Below are 16,779 nucleotides of genomic sequence, written 5' to 3' on the forward strand. Positions count from 1 at the left end.
GCGGAGGCCGAGGTCATGACGGCTTCGGTGCGCAGGGGGTTGATCTCGGAGACGGCGCCGACGAGCGTGGTCTTGCCGACACCGAAGCCGCCCGCCACGACGATCTTCGCCGACGTCGTGGCCCGGGCGGGTCCGTTAGAGCTTGCGAAGTCCACTGAGGACCCTTTCGAGCAGCGTGACATCGGGCGTTCCGCCCGACTCGCCCGCGGCGGCGGGCTGGTGGATGGCGACGAGGCCGGCCTCGGCCAGGTCGGCCACGAGGATGCGGGCCACACCGAGCGGCACGCCGGCCAGTGCGGAGATCTCCGCGATGGACTTGACCTCACGGCAGAGGTTCACGATCCGGGCGTGCTCCGGCAGCAGGCCGCCGGTCCGCTCGGCCGAGCCGGTGGTCGAGATCAGGGCCTCGATGGCGAGCTGGTACCTGGGCCGGGTGCGGCCGCCGGTCATCGCGTACGGGCGGACCAGCGGCTGCTGCTCGTAGCCGTCGGACTGCTGCCCGCCGTAGCCGCTGCCGTACCCGTTGCCGTACGAGCCGGCGGGTGTCGAGGGCGGGGTCATGGGTCCTCCTTGTGCTGCAGCCTTGGGCAGCCGGTTCCAGCTGGGGCGGTGCCAGCTGAGGCGGGATCAGCTGCCTGAGGGTAGCTGAGGGTGAGACGCCGGGACCGGTCGGGTCGGACCCGGCGGCGGGTGGGACGGTGGATGAATCCCGTTCGGAGCCAGGTCAGTGCAGGAGACTGCCCTGGAGTTCCGCGCGGAGTGCGGGGGTGAGGACGGCGCCGGCGCGGTCGACGAGCAGGGCCATTTCGTAGCCGACGAGGCCGATGTCGGAGTCGGGGGAGGCGAGTACGGCGAGGGCGGAGCCGTCGCTGATGGCCATGAGGAAGAGGAAGCCCCGTTCCATCTCGACGACGGTCTGGTTGACCTCGCCGCCCTCGAAGATCCGGCTGGCGCCGGAGGTGAGGGAGGTGAGGCCGGAGGCGACGGCTGCGAGCTGGTCGGCGCGGTCGCGGGGGAAGCCCTCGGACATGCACAGCAGGAGGCCGTCGGCGGAGACCACCACGGTGTGGGACACCCCGGGGGTGTTGTCCACGAAATTGGTGATCAGCCAGTTCAGGTTCTGTGCGGCCTGGCTCATCTGATTCAACTCAACGCTCCTGGTGATCTGCGCCGTTGCCGTCGGTCCGGCCACCGAAACTATCGAATCCGGGCTGCTGGGCACCATGCTGGAAGCCCGGCGGGTTGGACTGTTCGGCCCCGGCCCGGCGGCCCTGCTGGATGCCGCGGCGCAGGTTGGTCAGCCGGCCGCGGACCTCCTCGGGGGCCCGGGAGACCTGCGGACCGGTCAGCGGCGAGGCCTCGGCGGTGCCGGAGACCAGGTTGGCCTGCGGGGTCCGCCGGGGGAGACCGGACATGGTCACACCGCTGGTGGAGGGCTCGCGGATCTGCTCGGCGCGGCGCCAGCGCTCGTCGTTCGCGGACGGGCGCCACGGGGCGTCGCCGGGGCCCGGCTGCTCGGGCTGCTGCTGAGCCTGCGGGGCCTGGGCCTGCGGGGCCTGTGGCTCCGACGGCTGGGCGTCCGGCGCGGAGGTGCCGGGTCGACGCGGCTGGTACGGCCGCGGCCGCGCCTGCTGCTGGCCGGCCTCGGCCGGACGGCCCTCCTGCGGGTGCCACGGCTGGCCGGTCGCGCCCTCGGACGGGCCGGTCGGCAGGGCCATCGGCTCCGGACGGGCCTGCTCCTGGCGCACCGGCTCCGGGCGGGCCTGCTCCTGCCGGACCGGCTCCGGGCGCGCCGGGTTCGACACGCTCGGCAGCACCGGCTCCACCAGGCCGAGGCCCAGCGGGTCACGCGGGTCGATCTGGCTGGCCTCGAAGCGCGGCCTGGCGAACTGCTGGGTGCTCTCCATCGGCGACGACTCGGCCGGCGGCAGCGGCTGGGCCTGCTGCTGCGGGGGCAGCTGCGGCTGACGGTCGCGTTGCGGCGCGTCCGGGCCGGGGCGCTGGGGGCGGCGCGGACCCTGCGGACCCTGGGGACCCTGAGGGCCCTGGGGACCCTGGGGACCCTGAGGGCCCTGCGGACCGGGCTGGCCGGGGCCGCCCTGGCCCTGCGGGGCCGGCCGACGCTGCGGCAGGCCGTCCTGCGGACGGTTGCCGGGGCGGGCACCCTGCTGCTGCGGTCCGCCCGGTCGGCCCGGCCGACCGTGCTGCGGCTGCTCGCCGGTCCGGGGGCCCGGACCGCCGTCGAACTCGCCACCCGGGCGCGGCCGTTCCTGGCCGGGGCGGCCCGGAGCGGGCTGCTGCTGGCCACGGCGGGGCAGGCCGCCGAGGCCGCCCTGGGCCGGGCCGGGCCGGTTCGGGCCGCCGCGCTGCGGCAGGCCGCCCGGCGGGGACTGCTGCGGCTGCTGGCCCGGCTGGCCCGGACCCTGGGGCTGGGGCCGCTGGCCCGGCTGGCCCGGCCGGCCCTGCTGCTTCGGGCCCTGCTGCTTCGGCTGGGTCGGACCCTGCTGGCCCGGCTGGCCCGGCTGGGCCGGTATCTCGCGCAGCGACTGGCCGGCCTGGCGGGTCGGCAGACCGCCGGCCCGGCCGCCGGGCGCGGCCGGCGCACCCGCGCCGGTCGGGGCACCGGGGCCGGTCGGAGCGGCCGGGCCGCCCTGGCCGAGCTGCGGGCGGCCACCCTGCGGGGCGCCGCCGGCCGGGCCCTGACCGAGCGCGGCCGGGCCGCCCTGGCCGGGCGGCACCTGGCGCTGCTGGCGCGGCGTCGGGGTGACCCCGCGCTGCTGCTTGGCCTGCGCCGGACCGGTCCGGGCGGCGCCGCGGCGGTCGGCGGAGTTGGTGACGTCCACCGGGAGCATGACGAGTGCGGTGGTGCCGCCGGAGTCGCTGGGGCGCAGCTGGATGCGGATGCCGTGTCGCAGGGACAGGCGGCCGACCACGAACAGGCCCATGCGGCGGGAGACCGAGACGTCCACCGTCGGCGGGTTGGCGAGGCGCTCGTTGATCTCGGCGAGGTCGTCCGGGCTCAGGCCGATGCCGGTGTCGTGGATCTCGACCAGGACGCGGCCGTCCGGCAGCGCGTGGCCGGTGACCCGGACGCGGGTCTGCGGGCTGGAGAACGAGGTGGCGTTCTCCAGCAGCTCGGCGAGCAGGTGGACGAGGTCGTTGACGACGCGGCCGGCGACCTCGGCCGACGGCACGGCGGCGAGCTCGATGCGCTCGTACTGCTCCACCTCGGAGGCGGCGGCGCGGAGCACGTCGACCAGCGGGACGGGCCTGGTCCAGCGGCGGCCCGGGTCCTCACCGGCGAGGACCAGGAGGTTTTCGCCGTTGCGGCGCATACGGGTCGCGAGGTGGTCCAGCTTGAAGAGGTTGGCCAGCTGGTCCGGGTCGGCCTCGCGGCTCTCCAGCTCGGAGATGAGCGACAGCTGGCGCTGGATGAGGCCCTGGCTGCGGCGCGAGAGGTTGGTGAACATCGCGTTGATGTTGCCGCGCAGGAGGGCCTGCTCGGCGGCGAGGCGGACGGCCTCGCTGTGCACCATGTCGAAGGCGTGCGCCACGTGGCCGATCTCGTCGGTGGAGTCGACGGCCACCGGTTCGACCGTGGTGTCGACGTCGTGCGGGTCGCTCTCGGAGAGGGTCTTGACCAGCTCGGGCAGGCGGCGCTCGGCGACGTCCTCGGCCGCGGCCTGCAGGCGGGTCAGCGAGCGCACCATCGAGCGGGCGATCAGACCGGCGCCACCGAGGGCGACGAGCAGCACCAGGGCGACGGCGGCACCGATGATGATGGCCTCGGTGTCGGTCTGGGACTGCAGGTCCTGGGCCTTGCCGTCGAGGTCCTCGATGAGCTTGGACTCGATCCGGCGCTCGGCGGTGATCTTGGCGCTGGCCTTCTCGTACCAGTCCTTGTAGGTCACCGGGTCGGTCTGGTGGATGCCGCTCTGCTGGAGGATCGAGCGCGCGTAGCGGTCGGCGTCGGCGACCACCGAGTTGTAGCTGAGCTGGCCGCGCAGGTTGTCCAGGTCGTGCGCGGTGTAGATGTTGTTGAAGCTGGTGAGCGCGTTGTCGTAGGAGGCGCGCAGGCGGATGCCGAAGGACTCGTCGCTCGCGCTGAGGTCGGGGCCCTTGGGGTTGGCGAGTGCGGCGCTGATCAGGGCGCGCTGCTGCGAGGTGGCGTCCTTGGCCAGCGAGAACTGCTGGAGCGCGCGGGTCGCGACGACCAGGTCCTTGTTGTTCGAGGCGAGCGCGATGTCCTGGCTGATGGACAGCAGGTCGCGGATGATCACGTCGTAGGCGGTGATCGTCGACTGGATGTTCTGGTTGTTCTGGTACGGCGTGTTGCGCGCGTCCGAGATCGAGTTCAGGTCCTTGCGGATCTGGAAGAGCAGCGCCTTGCCGCCGGAGAGTTCGAGGTTCTCGAACTTGTCCGAGGACGCGGTGAAGGTGCGGCTGAGGTCGTCGGTGTCCTTGCGGGCGGTGACGATGTCGTCGTCGAGCGGGGCGTTGGGGCGCGCGGTGATCGGGCCCGCGCTGATGTCCCGTTCCTTCTGCAGGGCGTCCGCGAGGTTGGTCGCCTTCTTGGCGAGGTCGGACAGGTTGGCCATCTGGGCGAGTTGCTGCGAGGCCTGCATCGAGGTCTGGATCCGCAGGCCACCGAGGACCAGGGAGACCAGGACGGGGAGGGCGAGCAGGGCGATCAGACGGGTGCGGATGCGCCAGTTGCGCATCGCGAGCCGGCTCAGACCGGTGGCCCGCCGCCTGGTCAGGGTCGTCCGGAGCTTGTCCCGGGTGGACTTGCGCTCCTGGCCGTCGTCCTCCGGGAGGCCGGGGCCCTCGGGCGTCACCGGCTCGGCCGGGCCTCCAAGGGCCGCCGCCTGCTGGGGGGCTGCCACAGGCTCAGGCGACTCCGGGTTACCCGCGGCGCCGCTACCCCTTTTGAAACGTCCCTGCACTGGCGTCGCAACCTCTGGACCGGGCGTCCCGCCGCGTCGCCGCGGACCGGACGGTGTCGAGTTTCCTTCCGCTACCCGGCCGGTCCGGGTGAGCGGGTCGCCGGGGTGGACTTCTCCCTACCCACGGTCCGTGGCATTCCAGCACAGCCGGGGAATCCCAACAAGGGCCGCCAGGACACGCCGGGCGGCGCTACCGACCGCGTGCGCGACCTCACGGACTGTGCAGCATTCGGACCGGAATACCGCCTTTTTCGGACACTTGCCGGATACATGCCAACCCGACCCGAGATCGAAAAGAGTCACAGACCTTCCGGAATGCCCGTTATCGGAGATATGCCGGTAAATTCCGTTGCGGCGATATGTCGGATATCTGCGATTCTCTCGTGAATTTGTGAGCAAAATCACAGTCTAATGTGTAGCTTTGGTCACGGCCTCTGTGGAATGAGATCTCGTAACCTGGCTGTCTCCGGAGCACGGCCCCGATCAGCCTGCCCAGAACCCCTCCGAATCATTCGGAATCACACAGGTCGGTGCCGATCCGTTCGCGATCCGCCGGCCGCGACCACGAGGTGCTCTCGATGTCCCAGGCGAAGAAGGCCACCAAGTCCACGCTGCCCAGCCGCTCCACGGCGAACCCGCGCCGGACGACGCTGGCCTCGGTCGCGGACTTCAGCGCGATCCCGGGCGCCCGCAAGTCCGAGGACGTCGTCACCTACGCCACCGAGCTGCCGGCCAGCACCGCCAACCCGCGCCGCACCCAGCTGATGGTCGCCCCGGTGGCCGCCGTCCCGCAGGACTGACCCGACCGCGCTGCGACAGGGCGCCACGGCCGCGCAGCAAGGGCGGCCGCGGCGCCCTGCGGCGTTCCCGGGCCCCGTCCGCGGCGTCCGGCCCAACCGCGCTGAACAGGGGCAAAGCGGTCAGCCGGGGCCCCACGCGATAGCCTGGACGACGATTGACGGGGCCGCGCCCACCGTGGGCGGGGCGCCCACCAGCGCCCGGGCGCGCCCCGGGCGGTCGACGAAGCGAGGGGTAGCCCAGCCGTGCGCATTGCCAGGTTTTCCGTCCGGGAGGGGAGCCCTGCCGCCGGCAGCGTCTCCTTCGGCGTGGTCGAGGGCGACCCGTCCCAGCCCGACTCGCTGGTCGTCCACGCGCTGGCCGGCCACCCGTTCGGCCAGCCCCAGCCCACCGGCGAGAGTTACCGGTTCCAGGACGTCCGGCTGCTCAGCCCGATGCTCCCCAACAAGATCGTGGCGGTCGGCCGCAACTACGCGGCGCACGCGGCCGAGCTGGGCAACGACGTCCCGGACGTCCCGCTCACCTTCTTCAAGCCGTCCACCTCGGTGATCGGCCCGACCGAGAACATCGCGTACCCGCCGTTCTCCTCGGACGTCCAGCACGAGGCCGAACTCGCCGTGGTGATCGGCAGGATGTGCCGCGAGGTGCCGCTGGACCGGGTGCCCGAGGTGATCCTCGGCTACACCTGCGCCAACGACGTCACCGCCCGGGACGTGCAGAAGCGGGAAGGCCAGTGGGCCCGGGCCAAGGGCTTCGACACCTCCTGCCCGCTGGGCCCGTGGATCGAGACCGACCTGGACCCGGCCGACCTCGCCGTCACCTGCACGGTCAACGGCGAGCTCCGGCAGGCGGGCCGCACCTCCCAGCTGGTCCGTTCGGTCGCCGAGCTGGTCGTCCACATCTCCGAGGCCATGACGTTGCTGCCCGGCGACGTCATCCTCACCGGCACGCCCGCAGGGGTGGGCCCGCTCAACGTCGGCGACGAGGTCGCCGTCTCCATCGAAGGCATCGGCACTCTCACCAACAAGGTGATCAAGCGTGGCTAACACTGACCCGGCCGTCCGGGTTCGCTTCTGTCCGTCCCCGACCGGGAACCCCCACGTGGGCCTGGTCCGCACGGCCCTCTTCAACTGGGCCTACGCCCGCCACAACGGCGGCACGCTGGTCTTCCGGATCGAGGACACCGACTCGGCCCGCGACTCCGAGGAGTCGTACGGCCAGCTGCTCGACGCCATGCGCTGGCTCGGCTTCGACTGGGACGAGGGCCCGGAGGTCGGCGGCCCGCACGAGCCGTACCGCCAGTCCCAGCGGATGGACATCTACGCCGACGTCGCCCGCCGCCTGCACGAGGCCGGCCACGCCTACCACTGCTACTGCAGCACCGAGGAGCTGGACGCCCGCCGCGAGGCCGCCCGCGCGGCCGGCAAGCCCTCCGGCTACGACGGCCACTGCCGCGAGCTGACGGACGAGCAGGTCGCCGTCTACAAGCTGGAGAAGCGCGAGCCGATCCTGCGCTTCCGGATGCCCGACCGCACCATCAGCTTCGACGACCTGGTGCGCGGCACGCTCACCTTCGAGCCGGAGAACGTGCCCGACTACGGCATCGTCCGGGCCAACGGCGCCCCGCTGTACACCCTGGTCAACCCGGTGGACGACGCCCTGATGGGCATCACCCACGTGCTGCGCGGCGAGGACCTGCTCTCCTCCACCCCGCGACAGGTCGCGCTGTACGCCGCGCTCGCCGAGATCGGCGTCGGCGACGGCACCACCCCGCGCTTCGGCCACCTGCCGTACGTGATGGGGGAGGGCAACAAGAAGCTCTCCAAGCGCGACCCGCAGGCCTCGCTCAACCTGTACCGCGAGCGCGGCTTCATCCCCGAGGGCCTGCTCAACTACCTGTCCCTGCTGGGCTGGTCGCTCGCCGACGACCGTGACCTCTTCAGCATCGACGAGATGGTCGCCGCCTTCGACATCGCCAAGGTGAACGCCAACCCGGCCCGCTTCGACCTGAAGAAGTGCGAGGCGATCAACGCCGAGCACGTCCGCAAGCTGGCCCCGGAGGACTTCGTCCGCCGCCTGGTGCCGTACCTGCAGGCCCCCGGCCTGCTGCCGGCCGAGCCGACCGCCGAGCAGCTGGACCTGCTCGCCAAGATCGCGCCGCTCACCCAGGAGCGGATGGTCGTGCTGAGCGAGATCGTGAACATGGCCGGCTTCCTGTTCGTCGACCCGGCCGACTTCACCGTCGACCCGGACGACGCCGCCAAGGCCCTGACCGCGGACGCCCGCCCGGTGCTGGAGGCCAGCATCAAGGCGCTGGAGGCGCTCGCGGACTTCAGCCCGGAGCCGATCCAGGCCGCGCTGCGCGAGGCGCTGGTGGACGGGCTGGGCATCAAGCCCAAGTTCGCGTTCACGCCGCTGCGGGTGGCCGTCACCGGCCGCCGGGTCTCGCCGCCGCTGTTCGAGTCGATGGAGCTGCTCGGGCGCCCCGAGACGCTGCGCCGGCTGAACTCCGCCCTGGACGCCCTGCCGGTCGCCTGAGCGGGTCGCCGAGCAGGCCGCGGGCCCGGCCTCGTGCCGGGCCCGCGGCGTACCCGGACGTCACCGGACGGCCGCCCGGCCGCTGCCTGGGGTTATCGATTTTGGAGCCGGGGCAGACGTCGGGTAATGTTCTTTCTGCGCCGCCCGGGAGGGAACGAGCGAGGGAGCGAAACCCCCGCCGGTCCGAACGAGGGGCGCAACGCCTGAGAGGATCCCGACAGGGGTTCAACTCTGGTGGGGTATGGTGTAATTGGCAGCACGAGTGATTCTGGTTCATTTAGTCTAGGTTCGAGTCCTGGTACCCCAGCGCAGTACAAGCAGTACAACAACAGATCAAGCCCCCGTTGTGTAGCGGCCTAGCACGCTGCCCTCTCACGGCAGTAGCGCCGGTTCGAATCCGGTCGGGGGTACTGATCCCGCAAGGGATCACCTGGAAAGCCCCCGTTGTGTAGCGGCCTAGCACGCTGCCCTCTCACGGCAGTAGCGCCGGTTCGAATCCGGTCGGGGGTACTGATCCCGCAAGGGATCGCCAGTAAGCCCCCGTTGTGTAGCGGCCTAGCACGCTGCCCTCTCACGGCAGTAGCGCCGGTTCGAATCCGGTCGGGGGTACTTCAGAGCAGGAAGCCGGTGGGTGACTCCCATCGGCCCTTGCTTTGTGTTGGGGTATGGTGTAATTGGCAGCACGAGTGATTCTGGTTCACTTAGTCTAGGTTCGAGTCCTGGTACCCCAGCCAGAAATTCAAGGCCCCGGTTCCCGGGGTCTTTTTTGCATTTCCCGGTGGAATCGGCGCGGGCCGGCCGGAAATACCCGAGGGGCCCCGTCCGGTCGGACGGGGCCCCTCTCGGTGCTGCGGGATCGATCAGCCGCGGCGCAGGGCCTCGGTGAGCCGGTTCGCGGCCTCGATGATGGCCTGGGCGTGCAGCCGGCCCGGGTGACGGGTCAGGCGCTCGATCGGGCCGGAGACGGAGACGGCGGCCACCACCCGGTTGGAGGGGCCGCGCACGGGCGCGGAGACGGACGCGACGCCCGGCTCCCGCTCGCCGATCGACTGGGCCCAGCCGCGCCGCCGGACGCCACTCAGTGCGGTGGCGGTGAAGCGGGCGCCCTGGAGGCCGCGGTGCAGCCGCTCGGGCTCCTCCCAGGCCAGCAGGACCTGGGCGGCCGAGCCGGCCTTCATCGGCAGGGTGCTGCCGACCGGGACGGTGTCCCGCAGACCGGAGAGCCGCTCGGCGGCGGCGACGCAGATCCGCATCTCGCCCTGACGGCGGTAGAGCTGTGCGCTCTCGCCGGTGACGTCGCGCAGGTGGGTCAGGACCGGGCCCGCGGTGGCGAGCAGCCGGTCCTCGCCCGCCGCGGCGGAGAGTTCGGAGAGCCGGGGGCCGAGGATGAAGCGCCCCTGCATGTCCCTGGTGACGAGACGGTGGTGTTCGAGTGCGACGGCGAGTCGGTGGGCCGTGGGGCGCGCCAGACCGGTGGCGGCGACCAGCCCCGCCAACGTGGCGGGGCCCGACTCCAGTGCGCTGAGCACCAGAGCGGCCTTGTCGAGAACGCCGACGCCGCTAGAGTTGTCCATGCCCTAAGACTGCAGTCTCATTCCGCGAGACGCAAGTTCAATCTTCGGCGAAAAGCGCCACTCTGGAAGCAGCAGCCCGGGAGACATCCAGGATCGGACCTCAACAGAGTGTCCGCATCGTGGACAGCGATCCGGCGTGCAGGTCGTGCGGACGTGCCCGGCACAGGGCGGCGGAAGCTTCGACCTCGACGACACGAGAAGGCCGGCAACGCGGCCGGCTGGAGGGAATCCGATGGGACGGACACTCGCAGAGAAGGTCTGGGACGACCACGTCGTGCGGCGCGCGGAGGGAGAGCCCGATCTGCTCTTCATCGACCTGCACCTGCTCCACGAGGTGACCAGCCCGCAGGCCTTCGACGGGCTGCGGTTGGCGGGGCGCCCGGTGCGCCGCACCGATCTGACGATCGCCACCGAGGACCACAACACGCCCACCCTGGACATCGACAAGCCGATCGCCGACCCGGTGTCCAAGGTGCAGCTGGAGACGCTGCGCCGCAACGCCGCCGAGTTCGGCGTCCGGATCCACTCGCTCGGCGACGTCGAGCAGGGCGTCGTGCACGTGGTCGGCCCGCAGCTGGGCCTGACCCAGCCCGGCATGACCGTGGTCTGCGGCGACTCCCACACCTCGACCCACGGCGCCTTCGGCGCACTGGCGTTCGGCATCGGCACCAGCCAGGTCGAGCACGTGCTGGCGACCCAGACGCTGCCGCTGGCGCCGTTCCGGACCATGGCCGTCACGGTCGAGGGCGAACTGCCGCAGGGCGTCACGGCCAAGGACCTGATCCTCGCCGTCATCACCAAGATCGGCACCGGCGGCGGCCAGGGCTACGTCCTGGAGTACCGCGGTTCGGCGATCCGTGGCCTGTCCATGGAGGCCCGGATGACCATCTGCAACATGTCCATCGAGGCCGGCGCCCGGGCGGGCATGATCGCCCCGGACGAGACCACCTTCGCCTACCTCAAGGACCGTCCGCACGCCCCGCAGGGCGAGGACTGGGACGCCGCCGTCGCGTACTGGCGGACCCTGGGCACCGACGAGGACGCGGTCTTCGACCACGAGATCTTCATCGACGCGGCCGAGCTGACCCCGTTCGTCACCTGGGGCACCAACCCCGGCCAGGGCGCCCCGTTGGGCGCCAACGTGCCGGACCCGGCCTCCTTCGCCGACCCGCAGGAGCGCGCGTCCGCCGAGAACGCCCTCGCCTACATGGGCCTGGAGGCCGGCACCCCGCTGCGCGAGGTCAAGGTCGACGCCGTCTTCGTCGGCTCCTGCACCAACGGCCGGATCGAGGACCTGCGCGCCGCCGCCGCCGTCGTGGAGGGCCGCCGGATCGCTGACGGCGTGCGGATGCTGGTCGTCCCCGGCTCGGTCCGGGTCTCCCTGCAGGCCGTGGAGGAGGGTCTGGACAAGGTGTTCACCGCGGCGGGCGCCGAATGGCGCCACGCGGGCTGCTCGATGTGCCTGGGCATGAACCCCGACCAGCTCGCCCCCGGCGAGCGCTGCGCCTCCACCTCGAACCGCAACTTCGAGGGCCGGCAGGGCAAGGGCGGCCGCACCCACCTGGTCTCCCCGCAGGTCGCCGCCGCGACCGCCGTCCTGGGCCGTCTGGCCGCACCGTCCGACCTGACCAGCACCGTGGCTGTGGAGGCCTGAGAACCATGGAGAAGTTCACCACCCACACCGGCCGGGCCGTTCCGCTGCGGCGCTCGAACGTGGACACCGACCAGATCATCCCGGCCCACTGGCTCAAGAAGGTCACCCGTTCCGGTTTCGAGGGCGGGCTGTTCGAGGCCTGGCGCAAGGACGAGTCGTTCATCCTCAACCGGCCCGAGCGGCAGGGCGCCACGGTCCTGGTGGCCGGCCCCGAGTTCGGCACCGGCTCCTCGCGCGAGCACGCCGTCTGGGCGCTGCAGAACTACGGCTTCCACGCGGTCATCTCGTCCCGCTTCGCCGACATCTTCCGTGGGAATTCCCTGAAGAACGGACTGCTGACGGTCGTCCTGCCGCAGGAGACCGTGGAACGGCTCTGGGCGCTCACCGAGAGTGACCCTTCGGTCGAGATCACCGTTGACCTGGAGGCCCGCGAAGTGCGTGCCGAAGGCATCACGGCCTCCTTCGAACTGGACGACAACGTCCGGTGGCGGCTGCTCAACGGGCTGGACGACATCAGCATCACACTGCGGAACGAGGCCGACATCGCGGCCTTCGAAGCGACCCGCCCGGCCTTCAAGCCCCGTACTCTGCCGGTTGCCTGAGATCCCTTCAGAACAAGCATTCTGACGATCCGCCGGATGGCCCGGCTCCCCTTCGGGGGGGCCGGGCCATCCGGCGTTCCGGAGCACGAGTTAGCGGCGCGGCCCACCCCGGATTGCCCATTTGGCTTTGCCCGAGAGGGCCCCGCGCAAGTACAACTGCGGGTAGATGGCACAATCAGTACATGCACCGGCACCATGAACCTCCGTACGCGGGCGGCGAACCCGCGGCTCCGGAGTCCGTGGGCCGGGGAGCCGAACGCCGAATTGACGATCGGCCGGACGTCACCTCCGCACCAGCTGAGGGGCCGGACGACCAGGAAGTCGCAGCGCTCTACGCGCTTGTGGCCGAGCGGTTGAAGCAAGCTCACGCCCGCGTGCATGCGCTGAACGTGTCTGCCGATGCAAAGACCGCTCTCTCCCGTCAACTCCTCATCGTCACCGAGACCGCCAAGCGCGATCTTCCGGAGGCGGCAAGGCGGTTGAGTCGCTTTGTACATGACCTCGACGAGGGGCGCCCGCCCGTCGACTGAGGTCGCCGACGCGCAAATCCATTGCGACACTAGGGTGATTCGCGCGTTTGGTAATTGAAAGTCCGCAGATACATACCTAACGTGCGAAAAGAACGGATGGAATCATCCGGCGCCCGTTTCCGAAGGGGAAGACGTGAACAAGGCTCAGCTTGTCGAAGCGGTGGCCGAGCAGCTGGGCGGTCGCAAGGCTGCCGCAGAGGCCGTCGACGCAGTGCTCGACACCATGGTCCGTGCCGTTGTGGCCGGTGACCGGGTTTCGGTCACCGGTTTCGGCACCTTCGAGAAGGTGGAGCGCTCCGCGCGCTTCGCCCGCAACCCGCAGACCGGCGAGAAGGTCAAGGTCAAGAAGACCTCGGTGCCCCGCTTCCGTCCCGGCCAGGGCTTCAAGGACCTGGTCAGCGGCAGCAAGAAGCTGCCGAAGGAAGGCCCCTCGGTGAAGAAGGCCCCCAAGGGCTCCCTCACCCCGGGCAAGAGCGGCGTCGCCGCCACCCCGGCCGCCAAGCGTGCCGCCACCAAGCGTGCCGCCACGGCCGCCGCCGCCGCTCCGGCCGCCAAGAAGGCCGCCGCCAAGAAGGCGACCACCACGGCTGCCGCCAAGAAGACCACGGCCACCGCCGCGAAGAAGGCGACCGCCACCAAGACGGCCGCCGCCGCCAAGAAGGCGACCACCACCGCCGCCGCGAAGAAGACCACCGCGACCGCGACCAAGAAGACGGCCGCCGCCGCCAAGAAGGCGACCACCACCGCCGCCGCGAAGAAGACCACCGCGACCGCCAAGAAGGCGACCGCCACGGCCAAGAAGACGGCTCCGGCGAAGAAGACCGCCACCCGCAAGACCACCGCGCGCAAGACCTCTGCCAAGTAGTCCCGCGCAGCGGTCCTCGGACGGCCTTCGGCAAAGAGCCGCGGCACCCCCCTCCGTGAATTGCGGAGACCGGGTCGCCGCGGCTCTTTCGATTTCCGGGCGCTTAGTCAACATTCGACGGCGGACGGCGGCCACGGCGCGGGTACGCGGAGGCGGGCGTGCGGAAGGCGGGCAGGACCGACGGGCAGGACCAGCGGGGGAGGGTCAGCCCTCGGCCGGGTCGGGGAAGGTCTGCAGCGTCACGAAGACCACCCGGCGGGCCTCGCCGGAGCCCTCGGTGCGGATCCGCACCCGCTGGCCGGGCCGCAGCAGCCGCAGACCGCCGGCGTCGAAGGCGGCCGCGTCGAACGGCACCGGGGTCCCGTCGTCGAGCAGCACGGAGCCGGCCCGGGTGGCGGGGTCGAAGGTGAACGCGGTGGCCTGCATGCCAGCAGCATAGCGAGCGGTCCGTAGCGGCCGGGCGCCGTTCCGCGGGGTGCCGGTCAGCCCCGTCCCAGGCGGGCGAACAGGGTGCTGGTGTACGGGCCGAGGCCGAGCACCGCGGCCTCGCCGAGGTCCGCGCCGGTGTCGACGTCCCGGCGCACCGACTCCACGTCCGCCAGGCGCAGTTCGAGCGCCCCGCCGGCCGCGTGCCGGGCCCGCGAGCCGTCCCCGAAGGCGGGGGCGAGCGGGCGGCCGGGGGTGCAGGCGAGCAGTGTGGTGCCTAGGCCGGGGGAGTCCGGCAGGAAGGCCCGGCCGGCCGGCGGTACCGCGCCCAGCACCCGGGCCAGTTCGACCGGGCGCAGGGCCGGCAGATCCGCCGAGAGGGCGGCCAGCGGCGAGTGCGGGGCGAGCGACCGGGCGGCCGAGGCGCCGTGTGCCAGCGCCTCGTTGAGGCCCCCGCCGGGTTCGTCGGCGACCACGACCGCGCCCAGCGCCGCCAGCCGGTCGCCGGCCGACGCGTCCCGGGTGACCACCAGGACGCGGGCGACGCCCGGGGTGGCCAGCGCGGCGGTGACGGTGTCCAGCGCGAAGGACAGCGCGAGGTCCGCCCGGTGCGGCCCGGCGTACGGGGCCAGTCGGCTCTTCGCGAGGGCGAGCGGCTTGAGCGGCAGCACCAGCGACCAGTCGGCGGTGGGTGCGGGGGGCGCGACGGGCCCGCTGGGGCGTACGGTGTCCTGGGTCATCGGCGTCATTGTGTCGCCGGTCCCGGAGCCCTCGCCAGGCCGTCCGAACTGTGCGGACGTGCGTTTGATCACGCCTGCCGGGCGGGTTGGCGCGGTCGCTCGACAGCCGGTGAGCAGCCGGGCGACACTGTTCCGCGCCCGTGACCCGGGCACCGGTCGGGTACCGGTGCGCGGCGCCGGGAGGCTATGACGCGGCACCCCACGTGCCGCATGGGATGAGGAGGACCTGGGGTGGCCCGCCGCTCGTACGCCAAGTTCGGCAACGCCGACTACGGCATCTGGTACCGCTTCGCGGCCGTGCTGGTGAAGCCGGTGACGACCGCCCTGGTGAAGCCCGACTGGCGGGGCTGGGAGCACCTTCCGACGGAAGGCGGCTTCATCGCCGCGGTGAATCACAATTCGATCATCGACCCGGTGATCTACGCGCACTGGCAGTACAACAGTGGCCGTCCGCCGCGGATTCTCGGCAAGTCCTCGCTGTTCTCGATTCCCTTCATCGGATTCATGCTGCGTAAGACCGGTCAGATTCCGGTCTTCCGCGAGTCCACCGACGCCGCGCAGGCGTTCCGGGCCGCGATCGACGCGATCAACGACGGCCAGTGCGTGCAGTTCTACCCGGAGGGCACGCTCACCCGGGACCCGGACCTGTGGCCGATGACCGGCAAGAGCGGGGTCGCCCGGGTCGCGCTGATGACCGGCGCGCCGGTCGTCCCGGTCGCGCACTGGGGAGCGCACGAGATCATCCCGCCGTACGGCCGGCCCGGTTACGGCCGGGGCAAGTTCAACCTCTTCCCGCGCCACAAGGTCACGGTGGCCGCCGGGCCCCCGGTGGACCTGAGCCGCTACCAGGGCCAGGAGCTCACCGCCCAGGTGCTCAACGACGCGACCGAGGACATCATGAAGGCGATCACCGCGGTGCTGGCCGGCATCCGCGGCGAGGAGCCGCCCGCCGAGCGCTACGACATGCGCAAGGCGGCCCGGAGCCGGGCCGCCGCGGCCGCCGCCGAACGCCGGCGCGCCAAGGGCGGCAACGACGAGGAGGTCGGCCGGTGACCCGCTGCGCCGTGATGGGGACCGGTTCCTGGGGCACCGCCTTCGCGATGGTGCTGGCCGACGCCGGCAGCGAGGTGGTCCTGTGGGCCCGCCGCCAGGAACTCGTCGACGCCATCAACACCACGCACGAGAACCCGGACTACCTGCCGGGCGTACGGCTGCCGGGCTCCGTCCGGGCCACCACCGACGCCGCCGAGGCGCTGGCCGGCGCCGACTTCGCGGTCCTGGTGGTGCCCTCGCAGACGCTGCGCGACAACCTGGCCGCCTGGACGCCGCTGATCGAGCCGCAGACCGTGCTGGTGAGCCTGATGAAGGGCATCGAACTCGGCACCGCCAAGCGGATGAGCGAGGTGATCGACGAGGTCACCAAGGTCGGCCCGGAGCGCGTCGCGGTGGTCAGCGGGCCCAACCTGGCCCGGGAGATCGCCAACCGGCAGCCCGCCGCCAGCGTGGTCGCCTGCGCGGACGAGGCGGTCGCCAAGCGGCTCCAGGCGGCCTGCCACACGCCGTACTTCCGCCCGTACACCAACACCGACGTGGTGGGCTGCGAGCTCGGCGGCGCGGTCAAGAACGTGATCGGCCTGGCGGTCGGCATGGCGGCCGGCATGGGCCTCGGCGACAACACCAAGGCGACCCTGATCACCCGTGGGCTGGCCGAGACCACCCGGCTCGGCGAGGTGCTCGGCGCCGACCCGCACACCTTCGCCGGGCTCGCCGGGATGGGCGACCTGGTCGCCACCTGCTCCTCGCCGCTGTCGCGCAACAACACCTTCGGCATGAACCTGGGCCGGGGCATGTCGCTCGCGGAGACCATCGCGGCCACCCGGCAGACCGCGGAGGGCGTCAAGTCCTGCGAGTCGGTGCTCGACCTGGCCCGGCGCAACGGGGTCGACATGCCGATCGTCGAGGCGGTGGTGGACGTCGTGCACAACGGCCGGCCGACGCAGGAGGCGCTGCAGGCCCTGATGTCCCGTTCGGCCAAGGCCGAACGGCGCTGAGGCGGTGCGTCCGGGGCGGCTGACACCCCGGAAACACGTCGCACGGTAGTCTCAA

Annotated in this window: 15 protein-coding genes, 5 tRNA genes and 1 pseudogene; 14 read left to right on the plus strand and 7 right to left on the minus strand. The window is 71.8% G+C overall.

Translation table 11 applies throughout. The features are described from left to right. From ACIOJE_RS30765 to ACIOJE_RS30780, 4 genes and pseudogenes are all read right to left on the minus strand, one after another. Positions 1-182, minus strand: a pseudogene (locus ACIOJE_RS30765) (hypothetical protein); the annotation flags it as partial. After that, on the minus strand, positions 136-561 hold the full coding sequence (locus tag ACIOJE_RS30770) for a DUF742 domain-containing protein (protein WP_400676724.1): 426 nt from the start codon (positions 559-561) through the stop codon (positions 136-138). The gene ACIOJE_RS30770 and the pseudogene ACIOJE_RS30765, both read right to left, overlap by 47 nt. 163 nt (positions 562-724) lie before the next feature. Beyond that, entirely contained in the window at positions 725-1,138 is a 414-nt protein-coding gene (locus ACIOJE_RS30775) for a roadblock/LC7 domain-containing protein (RefSeq protein ID WP_097236138.1), read from the minus strand. A 10-nt stretch (positions 1,139-1,148) separates the two neighbouring features. Next, on the minus strand, positions 1,149-4,886 hold the full coding sequence (locus ACIOJE_RS30780) for a nitrate- and nitrite sensing domain-containing protein (RefSeq protein WP_400780692.1): 3,738 nt from the start codon (positions 4,884-4,886) through the stop codon (positions 1,149-1,151). Between the two features lie 638 nt (positions 4,887-5,524). Here ACIOJE_RS30780 and ACIOJE_RS30785 point away from each other — a divergent pair. The 8 genes from ACIOJE_RS30785 to ACIOJE_RS30820 all read left to right on the plus strand — a co-directional run bounded on the left by ACIOJE_RS30785 (position 5,525) and on the right by ACIOJE_RS30820 (position 9,016). Next, positions 5,525-5,746 carry a hypothetical protein gene (locus tag ACIOJE_RS30785; RefSeq protein WP_280686251.1) on the plus strand — a complete coding sequence of 74 codons (222 nt, stop codon included), beginning with the start codon at positions 5,525-5,527 and terminating at the stop codon, positions 5,744-5,746. A 243-nt stretch (positions 5,747-5,989) separates the two neighbouring features. Continuing rightward, entirely contained in the window at positions 5,990-6,790 is an 801-nt protein-coding gene (locus ACIOJE_RS30790; RefSeq protein ID WP_280686252.1) for a fumarylacetoacetate hydrolase family protein, read from the plus strand. Beyond that, positions 6,783-8,282, plus strand: a complete 1,500-nt coding sequence (gltX, locus tag ACIOJE_RS30795) for a glutamate--tRNA ligase (RefSeq protein ID WP_400780695.1) — start codon at positions 6,783-6,785, stop codon at positions 8,280-8,282. Before ACIOJE_RS30790 ends, gltX begins: the two co-directional genes overlap by 8 nt. A 235-nt stretch (positions 8,283-8,517) precedes the next feature. Beyond that, a tRNA-Gln gene (locus ACIOJE_RS30800) sits at positions 8,518-8,589 on the plus strand. Between the two features lie 30 nt (positions 8,590-8,619). Next, positions 8,620-8,692 (plus strand) — tRNA-Glu (locus tag ACIOJE_RS30805). Between the two features lie 27 nt (positions 8,693-8,719). After that, a tRNA-Glu gene (locus ACIOJE_RS30810) sits at positions 8,720-8,792 on the plus strand. A gap of 26 nt (positions 8,793-8,818) precedes the next feature. Beyond that, a tRNA-Glu gene (locus ACIOJE_RS30815) sits at positions 8,819-8,891 on the plus strand. A gap of 50 nt (positions 8,892-8,941) precedes the next feature. Then, positions 8,942-9,016 (plus strand) — tRNA-Gln (locus ACIOJE_RS30820). A 126-nt stretch (positions 9,017-9,142) separates the two neighbouring features. Here the strand turns inward: ACIOJE_RS30820 and ndgR are convergent. Then, on the minus strand, positions 9,143-9,856 hold the full coding sequence (gene ndgR, locus ACIOJE_RS30825) for an IclR family transcriptional regulator NdgR (RefSeq protein WP_148642806.1): 714 nt from the start codon (positions 9,854-9,856) through the stop codon (positions 9,143-9,145). Between the two features lie 232 nt (positions 9,857-10,088). Here ndgR and leuC point away from each other — a divergent pair, with 232 nt between their 5' ends. From leuC to ACIOJE_RS30845, 4 genes are all read left to right on the plus strand, one after another. Continuing rightward, positions 10,089-11,510, plus strand: coding sequence for a 3-isopropylmalate dehydratase large subunit (leuC, locus tag ACIOJE_RS30830; protein ID WP_400780697.1), 1,422 nt, complete (start codon positions 10,089-10,091; stop codon positions 11,508-11,510). Between the two features lie 5 nt (positions 11,511-11,515). Further along, entirely contained in the window at positions 11,516-12,112 is a 597-nt protein-coding gene (gene leuD / locus ACIOJE_RS30835) for a 3-isopropylmalate dehydratase small subunit (protein WP_280686255.1), read from the plus strand. A gap of 182 nt (positions 12,113-12,294) precedes the next feature. Beyond that, entirely contained in the window at positions 12,295-12,642 is a 348-nt protein-coding gene (locus ACIOJE_RS30840; RefSeq protein ID WP_400780700.1) for a hypothetical protein, read from the plus strand. 133 nt (positions 12,643-12,775) lie between these two features. Beyond that, positions 12,776-13,507 carry an HU family DNA-binding protein gene (locus ACIOJE_RS30845; protein ID WP_280686256.1) on the plus strand — a complete coding sequence of 244 codons (732 nt, stop codon included), beginning with the start codon at positions 12,776-12,778 and terminating at the stop codon, positions 13,505-13,507. Between the two features lie 204 nt (positions 13,508-13,711). On the opposite strand, the gene ACIOJE_RS30850 is transcribed toward ACIOJE_RS30845, so the two are convergent. Beyond that, on the minus strand, positions 13,712-13,933 hold the full coding sequence (locus ACIOJE_RS30850) for a hypothetical protein (RefSeq protein ID WP_280686257.1): 222 nt from the start codon (positions 13,931-13,933) through the stop codon (positions 13,712-13,714). A gap of 56 nt (positions 13,934-13,989) precedes the next feature. After that, the gene (gene cofC / locus ACIOJE_RS30855) at positions 13,990-14,673 is read right to left on the minus strand and encodes a 2-phospho-L-lactate guanylyltransferase (RefSeq protein WP_400780704.1); all 684 of its coding nucleotides are present in this window, start codon (positions 14,671-14,673) and stop codon (positions 13,990-13,992) included. Positions 14,674-14,904: 231 nt separating this feature from the next. On the opposite strand from cofC, the gene ACIOJE_RS30860 reads away from it, so the two are divergent. Then, a complete protein-coding gene (locus tag ACIOJE_RS30860) occupies positions 14,905-15,726 on the plus strand; it encodes a lysophospholipid acyltransferase family protein (RefSeq protein ID WP_400780706.1) in 822 nt (273 codons plus the stop codon). Positions 15,727-15,740: 14 nt separating this feature from the next. Next, positions 15,741-16,724, plus strand: coding sequence for an NAD(P)H-dependent glycerol-3-phosphate dehydrogenase (locus ACIOJE_RS30865; RefSeq protein ID WP_280686270.1), 984 nt, complete (start codon positions 15,741-15,743; stop codon positions 16,722-16,724). Positions 16,725-16,779 lie beyond the last annotated feature (55 nt).

The sequence above is a fragment of the Kitasatospora sp. NPDC087861 genome, assembly GCF_044742585.1.
Taxonomy (GTDB): domain Bacteria; phylum Actinomycetota; class Actinomycetes; order Streptomycetales; family Streptomycetaceae; genus Kitasatospora.